Consider the following 15595-nt stretch of genomic DNA (forward strand, 5'->3'; position numbering starts at 1 on the left):
GTCAACCTTTCTTGACGATGCGTTTGTGGTGCTGCTGCCTCCATGCGGGCTTGCGCGGACACTCAGGTGTGTCAAGGTGTCTCGCTATCGAGTAGGTCAAGTGTGCGCTGCAGGAGCACTTCGATACGGACCTCGACGTCGTCGAACATGTCGGGAACGCTGGCCAAAGCGGTATGTGCGCGGTGTCGTGCATCGACGCCTGAGCGGTAGTACCCGGAATCGAGTTCCAAAGAGCGCTCCAACTCGGTAGGGCCGAAGACCTGGAGCTGTTCGGTGTCCACGCGATTCTGCGAGGGGACGACGCGATGGCGGCGCGAGTTGTGTAGCGGTGTGTTCCCGGCGCGATGCATGGCAATTACCGATCCGATCTCGGCGGCAGTCATCGCGGCGACGGGTAGGGGCATGTGTCCCCACCGATCGATCGGGACCGCGATCGGGCCCGATCGGATCGGCCACCCATACATCTCGGGAAACGTGTTGTCCTGCAGATGCTCTGCGAGCAGAGTTGTCGATGGGTAGCGGTCGGAGAACTGCAGGATCGTATGCCACCGCTCCCACACCTCTACTGGCCTGAAGTCGGTGACGTCGTGGGGATCGATGCGAACACGGTGGTGGCCGCCGATCCAGACACTTTCACCGTCGATGGTGATGTCGCCGCGGTCGAGTGATGCAATCGCTCTGTGCGACAAACCCGCTCCGGCCAAGAGAAGAAGTACGGCGTCACGGCGTCCGAACAATGCAGCCGTCGATCCAACGGTCGGCAGTCCGGCCGCGATCGCCTGATACTGCACGGCACGTCGGATCGTTCTCGCGCTGCGGGCAGAGTTCAATGCCAACCGGAGCGAAGTCGCGCGCCCCGGCGCGGGGAGGCCGGCATCGAGGTGGACGTGGTTAATAGCAGAGACCCGCCGCAACTGCACCGTCTCGCCGGCAGGGTTCTCATCGAGAAACTCCGCCAACGTGATTAGCGTCGCGGGTAGTGGCTCGACGTCGCCGGCGGCGCACCAGTCGGCGAACAGCCCCCACTCGTAGCGATACCCGCTCACCGCGGTGCCCTGTCTTGCCATCTGTGCGACGGTACCGGCTTGGGCCGACAGCTCCGGATCGACTTCTCGAGGTGTCCGTCGAGAAGTCTTGACACCGTCCAATGATGTCGCCACTGGCCCCACCATGAGCCCTGCTGATCAGTTGACCGTCGCCGATGTTGATCGACGGCGAGAGCCACAGGACTTCGACGCACTACAACGCGACACCGGGCCGATGGGACAGTCGGTGGATCGAGGCTTGGAGCGCACACCGACGCGTCATTCGAATGGATTAACTCAGCGAGAACTTGCACGTCGCTGGGTTAATCACGTTGCAGCGCAGTAACGCGCGGGGCGGCACTGCAGATGCACGTCGCGGTGCCCACATCACCGCTTCCGGAACCGGTATATGAAAGTCTTCGCCGTGAGACCTCAGCAGCGCCGTTTAACTGACCGACTGCCGGTGGCTCGGGGTGCACAACCGCCCACGACGTACCGGAGACTGGTTCGGGCTTCTTGCTCGCCCCACCGAGCCAAAAGATTCACCTACGCAGCAAATAGTGCCTGATCGAACAGAATGGACAGATATGAACCGCTTGAAAGCCGCAGCTACTGTTACCGCAGTCGGTGTACTTCTCGTCGTGACGGGTTGTTCATCCGACTCATCCGAAGACAGCGTCGCATCTACGGTGACGGCAACTGCTACATCGACGGAGGCCTCGCAGCCGGTTCCGGCAGCAGCAGCCAGCACAGCTGAAAGCGTGTGTGCGCAGATCGAAGAAGCCGGGATCGGCGCGAACTGTGTTCGCGGTGAGGGAAATGGACTGGCTCTGGCGGCGACCGAGGTCTACGACTTCGATCTTCCATCCGTTCCCGGTGAAGGTGGTGCGGTCATGGCATTCGATGAAGTCGACCTATACCAAAAGACCGTGCAGAGCTACGAGGATGCCGCTTTCCTGGCCGGCCCTCACCGCTACGGATCGGAGCCAGCCTTGATCTTCGTGCAAATCAATGAGGGACTGTCACCGAGCGACGGACAGAAGGTGAAGGGAATCGTCGACGCGCTATAGTTTCCGGCGCGCCACCCCTGGGCCACTGGACGAAGCCAACCACGAACAGGCACCGCCGCGCGGTCAGTCAGGGCGGGATGACTGAACTAACCCGGTGCGGACCAAACTCCCGACCGGACTTCTTTCGCATCCGACCCAGTGGTCGTTCCTGCTGGTTTAGCCGGTAGTTGGCCCTGCTTCGGTCATCAATTACCAAAACACGAGTTACCGCACCGTCAAGGAATGTTGACGTTCTGGTCTGCTTCAATGCTCGTAAGCTCTGCGACTGCTCGCCGATGCTTTATCGTCTCGCGTTGTGACTGGTGATGCTTTTCGAGTTGAACGTGCCCATGCTGGTGCGGCTGATCTGTCTGTAGTGGCTCAGTGGTATCAGACGCTGCAGGTTAGACAGTGGATGAGTGAGTTTGAGTTCGCACGTTTCGCAGGAGGACTCGACACTGTCGGAAGTGCAAGCGACGGCGGCCACACTTTGCGATTGGGAAGCTACGCCTGGATTGGATACGACGGTCTCGACCCCGTCTCCTTCGTTGGCGGCGAAGTACGTCGGAGGTTGGCGGGGCGCACGCTGATGGTGGGTCGCACTGCACACATCCCAGATGTCGACGGCCCGGCCTCGTTGGGGGTGATCTGTGCAGTGGCACCTGGTCGTCGTGAAGAGGGGTTCGGACGCCGCACCATGCACGCTGTCCTCAGCGTTTTGCCCACCATGGATACCGATGCCTGCACGGTGGAATGCTCGGTCGATATCAACAACGATGCCAGTCTCGCGCTGTTCAGGTCGCTGAATGAATTCACCGAGGACGCAACGTCTTCGACGGACATCCGCTTCCGTCATCAGATCTGTTCAACCTCAACTTAGTGGGCTGGCAATGACCGTGGGTGCACCGTTCGCTACTCGCGTGAGGCGGGTTGTTCGTTTTAGCGCACGCCTGAGCGCGTCTTATGGTTGAGATCATGAGCTGGGACTGGGTGGCACCTCTGGGCGGCTTGATCGGCGCTACCGGGGGTCTCATCGGCGGCTCCCTGGGGATCTGGGGCGCATATCGAGCGCGCTCGGCTGACATCCGCGTGAAGGAAATCGATGCCCGTGATCGGGAGCGTCGTGACGTCGCGTGGTCTGGCGGTTGGGCGAGCAACGAGCCGGAGGAACCCACATGGAGGGTCAAGAACATCGGCATCGACGTTGCCCACAACGTGGAGGTCGTCCTACATGCTAACGATCCCGGCCGCGATCGGCCACATCGACAGACCGCTACCAGAATAGGACCCGGCGGAACCATCGATTTCGACTTGTCTGCCGAGTGGGCCGCAGACCAGGACCGGTATGCCCACGATGCGGAGATGATCGATCCGCCCATCATCTATGTGCCTCCCACGCCAAACGTCGAGGTGACATCACGGATCTTATGGAGCTCTGCACTCGGGACACCAGGCAGTCAGCGGGACCCGGCCACGTAGCCAACATCAAGGGAGCGAAACTCTTCAGGGGGTCCTCACCAGACTTTTCCAGAAACTGGCGCCTGTCCAGCTGCGTAACTCTCGTAGCAGCTGGTTGCTCGACTGAAACGCGCGAACCATGACCCACTGGCGCCCGTAAGAGCGAAGCGGGCTTACGGCCGGCCACGGCAGGTCGGGCATGCTGTGAGACGACCTCCTGGGAACATAACCATAATGCTGTTGCACTTATAAGTGAAAAGTAGTTATCATCAGGCGACGCCAAACGAAGTCGAAGAGAAACAGGAAGGACCGAGTCGAATGAGCACGTTACTGACCCGCGACGACCGGACGGTTCTCTCCCTCAATCAGCATGAAGTCGAACAAGCGCGGCAGTTCACTCAATCCGCGCCGACAATCCACGGCGCAATCGTCGTGGCAGGCGACAGTGACGGGAGCCAAGGAACGGCCATGCCGTCGGACCTGGTCGCGATCATGCGACAGGTGTTGGAAGTGGTCAGCCGCGGAGGAACCGTGACTGTTGGAACAGTCCCCGATGAGCTCACGACGACTGCGGCGGCCAAGTTGCTCGGTATCTCTCGCCCAACTTTGATGAAGCTCATAGCGCAGGGCGCGATCGAGGGCCACAAGGTGGGGTCCCACACACGCCTCAAGAGCGACGATGTCATGTCGTACAAGGAAGCGCAGCGCCGGTCCCGTCTCGCGGCGTTCGAAGCAGTACGGGATCTCGAAGACGAATTGGGTCTCGACGAAGACTGAGTTTGCGCGTTGAAAGGAACCCCGCTTCTCGACTTGTACGATTCCCGTCATGAGTATGAGCACAGGGGGGATGAGCGTCCTGGTGGACGCAAATATCCTGCTCTCTAGGACGCTTCGCGATTGGACTTTCCTTCTGTCGTGGCACCCTCGGGGCACGATGTACGACATCAAGTGGACCGAAGACGTCGTCACCGAATACGCCTACCACCGCAGGAAGAAAGTTCCTTTCGCCTCGGACGCGCAACTGACAGACGTACGACGCAAGCTGATCGACAACGTTCCAGAGGGCATGATCTCCGGCTTTGAAATCGACCCAACGCTCGAATACCGCGACAACGAAGACGCACACCTGCATGCGGCAGCTGTACACGGAGACGTCGACATCATTTTGAGTCAGAACGTCAAAGACGTCCGGTTCGCGGACGATCTTCCCTACGAGGTTTACACCGCCGACGAATTCTTCATCCTGGTAGACGACTCATCGCCCGCGATTGTGGCAGAAGTGCTCGAATACCAGTTCGCGCACTGGCTCAGACGCAAGAACGCAAGTCCGAACGACGAACACCCCACCCTTCCCAAACGTTTGGAAAAAGCTCAGGCTCCCCAGTTCGCTGAACGAGTCCTGCGTCACATCAGAGAGAGCGACTTGTCGTTCGCCGTGCAGTAGGTGCCAAAATTGGTGAACTCGGTACCGATCTCCGTCACCGAAGATTCCGAGGAGCACCAATTGAGCCGCAAGCCTGGTCGACGTAACCAGAACCGCCCTCCCCGACGTCGAAGTGCGATTCCGTCCCAGCGCAGCAATGACCTCCTGACTCCGCACGAACGCGCCTTCATGGAGCAGGAACTCCGGCTCCAAGTTCACCCAATCGTGTGCGCGCACGCAGGGATTGATGTCGTTGGAGAAGCAGAGCGCCGAACGACCCTCGGCAATTACGACGGAAGCGTGACAGTTGAGTTGCTCGCCTCGATCCAGTCACGCTTGGACGTGGCGACGACGACGGACTGGTCTCAAGGTGATATCGAACGTGCACTACTCCGTGAAGCCGAGCAACCATGGTCTGCAACGGTTTCGGCCAAAACCAGAACCAACGGCCGTTTGGTACCGCCCCGATCGCTGACACAGCTGATACGTGAGGCGCTCGAAAATTCCGTGTCCTATCCAGATGCTGACCCGATCCAACTCGAAACAGTCCTGCGGCTGATCATGTCAATCAACACCGAACACGATCGCAATGAGTTCAGCGAGGACGGGACGCTCACACCGGACGCCGAAGCGCGAATAGCTCGGAGAGTCCTGGGCATGAATCTTGAGCAGAGCATCGACCTGATGGCCCAGATTGCGCTCGATGAGATCGCTAACTTCCAGGGTAACGCCCCTCTGAAATTGGAAGTGCTGCAAGCTGATACGCAAAACATGTGGTTCTCGCCATGGCCTGAGCGCGTCACAGATCCACGACTCGGTGCATCGCCGGCAGACTGCTTTCGGGAAGCCAACGGGGTCGAACTCATCGACGTTCTCGTACTGGGCACCATCGTCGCCGACGGAGCGCGCCGAGGTCAGAACGAGTACACCAGAGAAGAGCTGGTGGCAGCCGGAGCGACTGAAGGCGCAGTCGATCTGCTGTTCGACGAAATGGCACTACCCCTAAAACAGTTCAAGAAACGTCTTGCTAAGGACCGTGCTCGAGGCGCGGTCGCAGATCAGCGGTACACACTCACAGAACGACCGTTCGTGGCGCTCGACAACGGAAACGTCCGCCTGCTCCGCTACCAATGGGCGATCGACCGCTTCTTCGGTGCCCAGCTGTACTGGCAAACCTTCTTCCGTCTGGGTGAGCCCTTACCTGGTTCTGTTGCAGAGTCGTTCAGCTTGGCAATGAACGACATGTTCGAAAGAGCAGTGGCAGACGTGCTCGAATCCATCATCGCTTCGAGCACGTCGATGCAGCGCATCGTTCACGAGAACGAGATGCAAGCAGCATGGATCGAGCGAGGTGAAAAACCGTCGGTGTGCGACTTCGTCGTGCCGTCGCGAGATGGATTGTATCTGGTGATGGACGCAACCAATCATCACTTGAACTTCAAATTCGCTCAGGGCCTGGGGACGATCGAGCAGTACGAGCAGGATGCGAAGGAGTCCCTACTCAAGAAGTGCGATCAGATCGCGAAGACGATCCGCCAACTCCGCTCCCGATCAGACTTTGGAGCCACAGAACGTACAGTGTTCGTGCCAATCGTGGTCGTGCCGGTCAACGGGGTTCCCAACCTCGGAATCACGGAAGGCGATCTGATCCAACGATCCAGAGGCATCTTCGAAGACCTAGCGCGTACGCAGAAAATTTACTCGCCAACCGTAATCCGGTTGCAGGATCTTGAGCTGTTGGAAGGGATAGCAGAGTGGAACAGTTCTGAGTCGCGAGATGTTCTGGAACTGATCTCACACTGGCGACGTGAGGCGATGACTCGCACCATTACGGGAAGACCGCCGTCCAGCCTGCAAGAGGTGTTGGACGCTGCGGGGATACAGCGACCCATCCCTAGCAGAATGTTTGCTGCGCGGTCGAAACTCACCACTGCTATTGCTGTTCGGCTGGCCGTCGGCAGGTCTCAATGAGCCGCAAACGCAGTACGCGCGATCGTCCCGCATCGAAGTTAGCCAGAGGACTGGCGGAGTGTCGATATCAAATGTGCGGTATCGGGAACCGTGGACACGTTCTCTCCGGTCTGGCCGTTGCAGCAGTATCCGCACCGCCGCACTCACCCCGAAGCCGGAAGGCGAGCCGCTCACCTGCGGCCGCATTGGTCTAACTGACGGGCGGCGCAACTATGGCTAAGTCTTCGGTGAGCCGGGCAGAGCCAGCAACGCCGGATTGACAGATGGATGTACCGGCTCGTAGAAATATCGAGCCCACCGTTTGATGGTCGGCCGAAGGCGATCCGGATACAACGGTTTTCGTTGTGTTCTGGGTGTTCGCTGCTGCGCGTGTACCTCGAATAAAGCGACGGCGCATTCTGCCATCCCGACAGCGACGCTGACCCCGTCCACGATCAGGCGCGACATGTCCAGTTCGCCGCTGGGCATGTAATCCAGCGGCCATTTGAGCCCGTGCATGACGGCAGAACTAGTCAAGTAGAACTCAGATGCCGTGTCTTCGAACCCGAACGCTTTGCGGCCGTACGGCTCGCCCTCGGCCGCGTGGGCGGGCGGATGGTTGTCCAACCACTTCGCCGCGAACCGCACGACCCCGTCGCTGGTTCGTACGGATGCTTTGGGTGTGATGTTCTCGCCCCGTCGCAGCATCGTCACACGGTTGTCGAACAGCCGAACGTGCTCCGCAAAGTCCTTGTACGGTTGCGTATCAGCATGATCGGGGTCGCTGTCGAACCTCTTGTTGGTCGATTTGTGATAAGAACGCTGAGCGTTCAACTCCGAGGTGGTGAACCGCACGCTTAAACCGCGGCGCATCTGACGATCACGGTCGGACAGTAGCCATATCGTCGTCGATGCCGACTCAATCGCGGTACGACACTGGGCAAGGATCGACGTTGCGTGACTGCTCCGCGACTTTGGTCGCCACTCGATCAATTCTGCTGTCGCGCAGAGGCAGTCGATAGCATTCATGATCGGAAACAGGGCTGTCGCACTAACCATATCGCCCGTGTACTCGTTCATGAACTCCCCGTCATCGGCTGCCAGGCTGCTATTCGGGTCCGCGTATTGAGGGTTGAGCGCCCACGTGTACAGCTCCTTGCCCCGCTGCGCCCGCTTGAGTGTCCGGTGCATCGCGTCGACTGTTGTCAACTTCTCGGACAAACGAGTAAACAACTCGGCAGGGTCCACATCGGCTAGCCTCGGGTCCATCGCGGCGCCCCTCTGTTCCATTCCATGATCCGTTCAGGCAAACACCAACTTTATCCGCGAGATCAGGCTGCGCCTGGGTGCTGGGGTGAATCTGCGGATAAGCCCCGAAAACCTTAGGACTAAGAGCGTCGTGCGAGGGCCACAGTTATCTACTAAAGCCCGATTTCAGTGACGGCGTTGCCGACGAGGGGCGCGTGTTCGCGGCGGTACACCTCGACGGAGTCGAGGCTGGCATGGCCGGTCTGCCGAGCGATGGCCGATCCGTCAGAGCCGTTGCGGGTGCCCTGGGTGACGAACCCAGCGCGCAGCGAGTGTCCGCCTAGCTTGTTTAGGGCGGTGGGGTCATAGCCAACCTGTTCGGCCCGCCGCCGGATGGTCTGGTGGATCGCGGCTCCGGATAGCGGCGTGGCACCGAGGTTGCCGTTCTTTGCGATTGCGCGGAGCAGCGGCGCCCGGGCGGCGGTGCGTGGTACTCCCCCGCGGCACACATGCGCTTCGAACGGTTCGCCCTTACGGAGCAGCCGGATCACCGACGGCCGGCCGCCGGCATCGAATGCGGCGACGACCTGTGCCCAGCGGACGTACGCGCAGGGAGGGCAGGTCTCGTGAGAGGCGGAGTACGGCAGAGCTTTCACCGCTCCCCTGCCCTCCTGGTCGGTCTTCGACTTCCGCAGCCGGATGTGCAGTCCGTCGAGCCGATGCACCGCAATGTCCCCGCACACCATCTCTGAAAGTTCGCTACGGCGGTACGCGCCGGCGAAGCCCAGCAGCAGGATCGCGGAGTCGCGGCGTTCGAGGACCTCGTCGGCCCAGCCTCGACAGCGTTGTCGTGCTGTTGACACGAGGAGTTTGATGTCGTCAACGAGCAGTGGGTCCCGCGATGTGCGGGGCCGGTCCCCCGCAGCGGCGTACTCCCGTCGGATCCCGGACAGGGTCGCGGCGACCAGCTCGTGTGCGGATGGCGACAGGTGGCCGGTGGTGCGGTGCTGGTGGTTGATCGCGGCGATCCAGGTACCGAAGGTGGCGACGGCATAGGCCCGCTCTCCTGTTTCGTTCCGGGTGTCGGCCGCGTCGACGAGGTAGGCGGCGACCGTGATCGGGTGCGCCGGCAACGTCACGTGACCATTCGTCTCGCACCACCTGGTGAACCGTCTCCATGCGGCCGCGTACGTCTTTCGAGTCCCCTCGGAGCGGGAGGATTGCACGGCGGCCGCTATCCGCTTTGCGACGGCAGGCGGGATCTCCGGCTCGATCGCCACCGATCTTCCGCCCTCGGAGGTGCCCGCGGCACTGCGCGCGGCAGGTACACGCCCTGGTCGAAAGTCCATAGGGGCAGCCTAACGCAGGTCACCGACAAGACTGCGGAGCAAAACTGTGCTGAGCTGCTGTTTTGTTGACGATGGTGCGGAAAATGCAATTTACGTTGGCGTAGTCCATAGAACTACGGGTGACAAGGAATGCGGTAAGTATTTCCCTGCTGCTCAACTTGAAAGAGCCGCCGTAGTAGACCCCCAGCTGATCTGGCCCGCGGCCGCACCAGGCAATCTTTGCGGTTGTTGCCTCCCCCGGTGGAACAATTACCGGGAGTTCCGCATCTGGATTAGCGGGCTCGGACGGTGGGATTTCCTTGTGGCCGTGGGGCTGACCGTTTACCTCGGTATTCCACCGAATGATTGGTTGCATTCGGGCGCAGTTGTGGTTCCGACAGTTCCTCCAACCTAGACAGGAACAGCGTCGCGGCGGCAGCGCTCGTGTCTTGGGTGTCGGCCTGACGCACGTCGCGCACCTTCAAAAATGGTGCCGAGGGCGCTTGTCTACACCGCCAACGTCAACTTCCCATCCTCGACGCTGAACTCGCCGCAGGCCGAGTCGGTTGCAGCCGACGAGTTGCACGACATCCCGTCAGTCATCATGGTGTGGGACGACCGATCGATTTGTCGTGTTGGATGCCAACGCTAGTGACAATAGCTATCCACGCTAGCAACGCTAGAGGCGTACTCGTCGGTCATGATTTCGCACGGGTTGAACAAGCATCCGATCCGTACGTGATCACCGCTTGCGATCATTGCTTGCCGGTGTTGCTGCCTGACGCAGTCCGTCGCAGGTGAGTCGCCTCTGAATCCAGTCCGCCGCCCCCGAGGGTCTGTCGACATTCGTCTGATGCACTGTGGGGCAAGGTGTTGCAAGGCTCTGCAACGCCAGCGCTCCACGGGCCCTTTTGGGTTTCGGTATAGCAATGCTAGGCAAGCTAGCATTGCTATTTACCCTGCTGAGGGCGGTTGCACGCGATGTGTACCTGCGTTCAGACGGGTGGTTAACCAGCCTCGCTCCGTGCGTGTTCTATTTGCCGTAAATAAGAGAAGTATGAGTGCAATGATAGCTAGCAGAGCTAGCGAATGACACGAAGCGAGCAGAGCAAAGCGAAGTAAGCTAACGTAGCTGACATAGCTAGCGGACCAAGGCTTGGTAGGCGTGTTGTGCTCGATGCGGGTGCTACACAAGCGTCGATAGCGAAGCAAGTGAGCGTTGCGCGTGTAGCACGCGTTTCTTGCTTAGCTAGTGACACTTGGCTAGATATGTTAGGTATCGCAGCGTGGCGTGCAAACAGTGCGAGATAAGCGAACCGAGCTACGCAAGCAAGCAGAGCGCTCGTCGCAAGCTTCGCTCCGCGTGTTAACGCAGCACACGAAGCAATTGGTTATAGCGTAGCGAGCCAGAAGGCTTGCAGGGCACAGGTCCAGGGTGCGAGCCAACGCAGTTTTCCTCGGAGAAGAGTTCGTTGGCCTTGATCCTCGAACAGAGAAAGGAACGCGAATTCCAATGTCGACGTCGTCGAAGCAACCCAGGAAGTTCGCAATATGCAACCAGAAGGGTGGGGTTGGGAAGACAGCGACAACACTCGGATTGGCGAGTGCTTTGGCCGACAAGGGCAAACACGTCCTTGTCATCGATATGGATCCTCAGGCCAACGCGACGACCGGTCTGGGAGTCGACGTTGATGACGACATGCGAACTACCTTCGACCTGATGTCGGTCACTGGCGAGGGTGCAGCAGCGGATGCGGTAGTAGCAACCGAATGGGATCGGGTCGACCTGATCGCGGCGACTCAGAGCCTCGCCAATCTTGAGGCTGACGGCGCAAACGACCTGATCTTTCGGTTGGATATCGCGCTTGAGGGTGTCGATCTGTCGCCTTACAGTGCAGTTTTCATCGACTGCCCGCCGTCGCTTGGGAAATTACTTTTCGCGGTCCTCTGCGCCTGCGACTCGGTCATTGCGGTCACCGAACCGACCATCGACAGCGTGCGAGCGATTACCAAGGTTGAGGAAACCATCACCAACGTCAAGCGGCGTGCGAACCCTCGTCTCGAGCTTGAGAAGATCGTCTTGTCGAAGAAACGAAGGACCTCGGAGCATCAGTATCGCGAGGACGAGTTGCGTGCTGCATACGGAGAATTGGTTGCAAGAGCGGGGATCCCAGAGCTGGCGGCGCGCCAAGACGCTCATAGCAGCCACACCCCCATCCATTCTTACAAGGGCGGCCGGGCGATCGATCTGCAAGTCGCCTACGACGCCCTGCTAAAAGAACTGTCTATCGACCTCCTAGGAGAGCCTGCCGCATGAACGCACAACGCGAACCCGCCATCCGCCGCCACCCGGCTGCAGACCTCCCTTCGCGACCGACCGTTTCACCCCGGCGCGTTGGGAACGAAGCACAGCAAGAATCAACCGCGTCGCCGAGCGTCGACGTTTCGACCAGTGCTGGCGGTATCAGACCGGCAAACGAGCCCACTCTTCCGGCGTCGAACGAACCATCGACTCCGCGCAATGCGCAGCCGGCGGCAGGACCAGGCGCGGAAAAATTCACTGAGCAGCACAATGTGCGGGTACGGAGTTCGACCAAGCTTCGTTTGAACAGAGCCGTCGACAGGCTGCGTTATGAAACAGGGGATCGATCAATCAGTATTGCTTCCTTGACCGACGCAGCGCTCTGTGAGTACCTCGACAAGCGGGGCATTTAGGACTACTGAATGAGGATGCCCGCTTGCTGTGCTAGCTAGCGTTGCTAGCACAGCCCTTTTGGGTCACCCGTCTGATCTACGGCGGCCAGGTCTACAGCCCCGGCGATCCGTCGAGCAAGATGTTCTTCACCGTCCTCGGCGCAATGGCCGAATTCGAAGCTGCTCTCACCCGCGCCCGCACGCGCGAGGGCGTCGCGATTGCCAAAGAGCAAGGCCGAATGACCGGACGCAAACCCAAACTCACCGCGCTGCAACATGAACGCATCCTGAAGGACTACGAATCAGGCGAGTTCGGTGCCGTGAAACTCATGGAGCTCTACGGATTGAGCCGATCCGCTGTCTATGCCGCACTCGTCCGAGCGCGCGAGCAACGAGACACCGCACCCACACCCCGTTCCACGACGACCAGGAGCTGAATTCTCGATGACTACACACACCGATCGCTACGCCACCGACCGGCTCGATAGAGCCCAGTTCGGCCTCTCCGCCGAGGCGACGTCATGACCGCCGAACGGGCAGTGATCCGGTGCGCCTGGTGCGACGGGTGGGTCTCCGATACCCCGGCGCATCTCGAGCCGTCGTGGCCGGTGTATCACGACGAGTGCCGCCCGGTGGGTGTGAACGGGTGGACCGCCGCGGCCGCCGACGCGGCTGGTCCTGCTCGGCCCCGCCAGTAGCGTTGCGGGGACGGGTCACCTGCAACGAACTCGGCGAACCCCCGGCCCGAGTGGTCGACAGGGCAGCATCTCGCGGTGGCTGTCCTGTTCCTGCGGAATGAGAAAGCTCATCGACCTCGATGACATCGAAAGCGATGCGCTGGAACGACTTCGGCACGACATCGAATCGCCCGAACTCGCAACAGCGGCGCAGTGATTCGCGGATCGTCGCGCCCGCTTGTGAACACACCAAGTACCCCATCCGACCACAAAGGCCCCGGCAGTGCTGACACACCGCCGGGGCCGGTCGATCACAGAACGGACCTGCGATCAATGAACAACGCTAATACCCCCGACCTCGACGCCACCAGCGAGGACACCCTCGACATCCACCCCCGCGTCCTGACCGGGGCACTGATCACCGGGTTGGCCATCGCCATCATCGTCGGTGCGGCCTCGTTCAAGCTCTCCTTCTCTACCTTGCTCGATCTCGCCGTCATGGCCGGCATCCACCCGGCCGACGCTTGGGTCATCCCCGTCGCCCTCGACGGCCCGATCCTCGCCGCCGCCGTCATCCGGATCGCCCTCTCCCAGCACACCGACCCCGGAACCCAACGTGGCAGGCGACTTGTCGTGGCCGTGCTGACAGTCTCGGCGATCCTGTCCATCGCAGGCAACGCCTACCATGCCGTGCTGACCGCTACGGTCCTCAACGCAGCCGTCGCAGCAGCAATAGCAGCATTAGCGCCCGCGATGGTCCTGACGATGAGCGAGATCGTCGCCGTCGTCCTACGCGCACCACGCCGCCGCCGGACCACGACAAGCATTGGGACGGCCGGTACTCCTGACGATGTCACCGCGCCAGCTGGGACCGAGGACCCGATCGACCGTGTCGAGGCGGAACAGCACAGCGGCACAGCAGTGTCAGGTCTTGCCGGGATAGACGAGGACCTCGACAACGGCCTGCTCAAGCCCGCCGTGTGGACCAGTGTCGACCTCTACCTCGCGCACCCCGAGTGGTCCCTGAGCGACATCGCTCGCCACCTCGAGCTCCACACCTCGACGGTGTCGCGGCACATCAAGACCTGGACTCAGGTACAGCAGAACATCGCCAGCGAACGCAGCACCACCGCCCCGCCGATAGCCGACCAGCAGCCCGCGACCGACCCCCGCAACGTCCAGAACACCGACGACGCGGAGATCGGCGGAGACTTCCGCGTCGAGGGTGACCACGCCCCGATAGGAACCGGTCGCGACTTCGTGGGTTCCAGTCGGTGACCTAGCAGCGAGCCGATACAACGCGCACACTCCTGCTGGCAGGAGCTGCAACTTGTTTCGCCTGACACGGTTACACCGCGTCCTCGGTACCCCAAGCCGCACTGCCGTTGTCGGTCGCTAAGCTCTTCGCGAGTCCGGTCACGTTCCGGCGTAAATCTGGGAGCTTAGGACATGACAACGGACACCGAAATCACGTATGAGACTAAGACGGTCCGCGCGGTTCGCGGCATGGAGTCGCGGACCATCGAAAAGTGGGAAGGTGAAGGCTGGGAGGTTGTCTCTCAGGTACCCGCGAAGATCCGGACGGAGATCACGTTCCGACGCCCAGTGCCCAGGTCTCGTCGACTTCTTTGGATTGTCGGTGGCAGCGTGTTGACGCTTGCGCTCGTGGTCATCTTCGCCATCGGGATTATTGGCGAAAGGGACACTGACCCTGCGGAAACCGCTGCTCCTGCGTCGAGTGAGGTAGCTGCCCCGAGCGAGCAACCTTCCCCGGAAGCGACAGGAACTGCGCCGGCCCCATCGCCGGCTCCTGATGACGTTGTTCTCACGCCTGAGAACAACCCGGAGTTCGCGGCCGTGCTCGCATTGACTGACACCTGCTCACCTGACATCGCAGCGTTCGCTGCGGCTCATCGTCGTCAGACGATCTCGTTCCCGGGCAACATCGTCGCGATGGGACCTCACGACGGCGCGAAAACCAGATACGACATCCTCATCAACGCGGGCGACTTCGACGGAACATTTGCGGTGCCCGGGCCGGATTTCCAGTTCCGTGATGAGAACACCGTGGGCGATCTGCACTTTGTCGGCTCGGTACCGGACACGATCGGCGTTGGGACGAACCTGGGCGTCACGGCCGAGGTCGATCGCTTCGAGGAGCGTTCGTGCCTTTTCCTCCTTGAGCCGGTTGCCACTGCCGTCCGTTAGCTCGAATTTAAACCGACATCAGAGAGTCTTGCGCACGCAGAACAGGACCCGAGCGCACCAGCGGAGAAGCGCTCATACGGGGGTTATTTGAACTCGTGCAGCCGTTCCTGAGTGAAGAGGGAGGCCGGTCGGCGGAGGGGAGAAGCGCGGTACAGCGTCGACCGGGAGACCCCATCACGTCCTGTATATCTTTCAGCAGCATCCCGCCAGGCCCCGCATCGTGGACTGCTTTGCTTTCGCGTCGGAACCTGTGCGGCGAGGCAGGCGAGACGTCCGCGCGGCTGCGGGGTATGAACGATGGCGTGGACACCATGACCGAGACAACCCGTACTGCGGGGTATCTATAGTTCAGGCGATACTTTCTCGACTAAACCCTGTTCAAGCTCCTAAAAGCATCTGCCATCGTTGATTATTTTGCTTCCGTGATACCGAGCGTGAGCAGGCTCCGTCGCTCCCGCACAACAATCACCCGCTGTAGTTGCCCGCCGGGAGGTGCCCACCCCGAACAGGCCGAACCGTGGCACTGCACCCCGCC

At 60.6% G+C, this 15595-nt stretch carries 14 protein-coding genes; 11 read left to right on the forward strand and 3 right to left on the reverse strand.

The window, feature by feature from the left end:
* Window positions 1–71: 71 nt before the first annotated feature.
* On the reverse strand, window positions 72–1160 hold the full coding sequence (locus tag ABIB36_RS21085) for a hypothetical protein (RefSeq protein WP_354563240.1): 1089 nt from the start codon (window positions 1158–1160) through the stop codon (window positions 72–74).
* A gap of 452 nt (window positions 1161–1612) precedes the next feature.
* On the opposite strand from ABIB36_RS21085, the gene ABIB36_RS21090 reads away from it, so the two are divergent.
* The 6 genes from ABIB36_RS21090 to ABIB36_RS21115 all read left to right on the forward strand — a co-directional run bounded on the left by ABIB36_RS21090 (window position 1613) and on the right by ABIB36_RS21115 (window position 6926).
* Entirely contained in the window at window positions 1613–2095 is a 483-nt protein-coding gene (locus ABIB36_RS21090; RefSeq protein ID WP_354563238.1) for a hypothetical protein, read from the forward strand.
* Between the two features lie 295 nt (window positions 2096–2390).
* Window positions 2391–2954, forward strand: a complete 564-nt coding sequence (locus ABIB36_RS21095; RefSeq protein ID WP_354563236.1) for a hypothetical protein — start codon at window positions 2391–2393, stop codon at window positions 2952–2954.
* Window positions 2955–3049: 95 nt separating this feature from the next.
* Entirely contained in the window at window positions 3050–3553 is a 504-nt protein-coding gene (locus ABIB36_RS21100) for a hypothetical protein (RefSeq protein ID WP_354563234.1), read from the forward strand.
* 297 nt (window positions 3554–3850) lie between these two features.
* Window positions 3851–4309 (forward strand): helix-turn-helix domain-containing protein, encoded by a 459-nt coding sequence (locus ABIB36_RS21105; RefSeq protein WP_354563233.1) that lies wholly within the window; start codon window positions 3851–3853, stop codon window positions 4307–4309.
* Between the two features lie 49 nt (window positions 4310–4358).
* The gene (locus ABIB36_RS21110; RefSeq protein ID WP_354563231.1) at window positions 4359–4976 is read left to right on the forward strand and encodes a PIN domain-containing protein; all 618 of its coding nucleotides are present in this window, start codon (window positions 4359–4361) and stop codon (window positions 4974–4976) included.
* Between the two features lie 168 nt (window positions 4977–5144).
* Window positions 5145–6926, forward strand: coding sequence for a hypothetical protein (locus ABIB36_RS21115; RefSeq protein WP_354563229.1), 1782 nt, complete (start codon window positions 5145–5147; stop codon window positions 6924–6926).
* 216 nt (window positions 6927–7142) lie between these two features.
* Here ABIB36_RS21115 and ABIB36_RS21120 read toward each other — a convergent pair whose 3' ends face one another.
* A complete protein-coding gene (locus ABIB36_RS21120) occupies window positions 7143–8174 on the reverse strand; it encodes a hypothetical protein (RefSeq protein ID WP_354563227.1) in 1032 nt (343 codons plus the stop codon).
* Window positions 8175–8326: 152 nt separating this feature from the next.
* Entirely contained in the window at window positions 8327–9502 is a 1176-nt protein-coding gene (locus ABIB36_RS21125) for a site-specific integrase (RefSeq protein ID WP_354563226.1), read from the reverse strand.
* A 1492-nt stretch (window positions 9503–10994) separates the two neighbouring features.
* Here ABIB36_RS21125 and ABIB36_RS21130 point away from each other — a divergent pair.
* The 5 genes from ABIB36_RS21130 to ABIB36_RS21150 all read left to right on the forward strand — a co-directional run bounded on the left by ABIB36_RS21130 (window position 10995) and on the right by ABIB36_RS21150 (window position 15060).
* Window positions 10995–11798: a ParA family protein gene (locus ABIB36_RS21130; RefSeq protein WP_032407517.1), complete on the forward strand. Its 804-nt coding sequence runs from the start codon at window positions 10995–10997 to the stop codon at window positions 11796–11798.
* Between the two features lie 439 nt (window positions 11799–12237).
* Window positions 12238–12612 (forward strand): recombinase family protein, encoded by a 375-nt coding sequence (locus ABIB36_RS21135; RefSeq protein ID WP_354563222.1) that lies wholly within the window; start codon window positions 12238–12240, stop codon window positions 12610–12612.
* An 84-nt stretch (window positions 12613–12696) separates the two neighbouring features.
* On the forward strand, window positions 12697–12873 hold the full coding sequence (locus tag ABIB36_RS21140; protein WP_354563220.1) for a hypothetical protein: 177 nt from the start codon (window positions 12697–12699) through the stop codon (window positions 12871–12873).
* A 312-nt stretch (window positions 12874–13185) separates the two neighbouring features.
* Window positions 13186–14130 carry a DUF2637 domain-containing protein gene (locus ABIB36_RS21145; RefSeq protein WP_354563218.1) on the forward strand — a complete coding sequence of 315 codons (945 nt, stop codon included), beginning with the start codon at window positions 13186–13188 and terminating at the stop codon, window positions 14128–14130.
* A gap of 171 nt (window positions 14131–14301) precedes the next feature.
* Window positions 14302–15060 (forward strand): DUF4839 domain-containing protein, encoded by a 759-nt coding sequence (locus ABIB36_RS21150; RefSeq protein ID WP_354563216.1) that lies wholly within the window; start codon window positions 14302–14304, stop codon window positions 15058–15060.
* The last annotated feature ends 535 nt before the right edge of the window (window positions 15061–15595 follow it).

It is taken from the genome of Rhodococcus sp. UYP9, assembly GCF_040547235.1.
Classification (GTDB): Bacteria; Actinomycetota; Actinomycetes; order Mycobacteriales; family Mycobacteriaceae; genus Rhodococcoides.

Coding starts and splice junctions, on each gene's coding strand:
- ABIB36_RS21090 (WP_354563238.1), top strand. CDS start 1,613: ATGAACCGCTTGAAAGCCGCAGCTACTGTTACCGCAGTCGGTGTACTT.
- ABIB36_RS21100 (WP_354563234.1), top strand. CDS start 3,050: ATGAGCTGGGACTGGGTGGCACCTCTGGGCGGCTTGATCGGCGCTACC.
- ABIB36_RS21105 (WP_354563233.1), top strand. CDS start 3,851: ATGAGCACGTTACTGACCCGCGACGACCGGACGGTTCTCTCCCTCAAT.
- ABIB36_RS21110 (WP_354563231.1), top strand. CDS start 4,359: ATGAGTATGAGCACAGGGGGGATGAGCGTCCTGGTGGACGCAAATATC.
- ABIB36_RS21115 (WP_354563229.1), top strand. CDS start 5,145: ATGGAGCAGGAACTCCGGCTCCAAGTTCACCCAATCGTGTGCGCGCAC.
- ABIB36_RS21120 (WP_354563227.1), bottom strand. CDS start 8,174: ATGGACCCGAGGCTAGCCGATGTGGACCCTGCCGAGTTGTTTACTCGT.
- ABIB36_RS21125 (WP_354563226.1), bottom strand. CDS start 9,502: ATGGACTTTCGACCAGGGCGTGTACCTGCCGCGCGCAGTGCCGCGGGC.
- ABIB36_RS21130 (WP_032407517.1), top strand. CDS start 10,995: ATGTCGACGTCGTCGAAGCAACCCAGGAAGTTCGCAATATGCAACCAG.
- ABIB36_RS21140 (WP_354563220.1), top strand. CDS start 12,697: ATGACCGCCGAACGGGCAGTGATCCGGTGCGCCTGGTGCGACGGGTGG.
- ABIB36_RS21145 (WP_354563218.1), top strand. CDS start 13,186: ATGAACAACGCTAATACCCCCGACCTCGACGCCACCAGCGAGGACACC.
- ABIB36_RS21150 (WP_354563216.1), top strand. CDS start 14,302: ATGACAACGGACACCGAAATCACGTATGAGACTAAGACGGTCCGCGCG.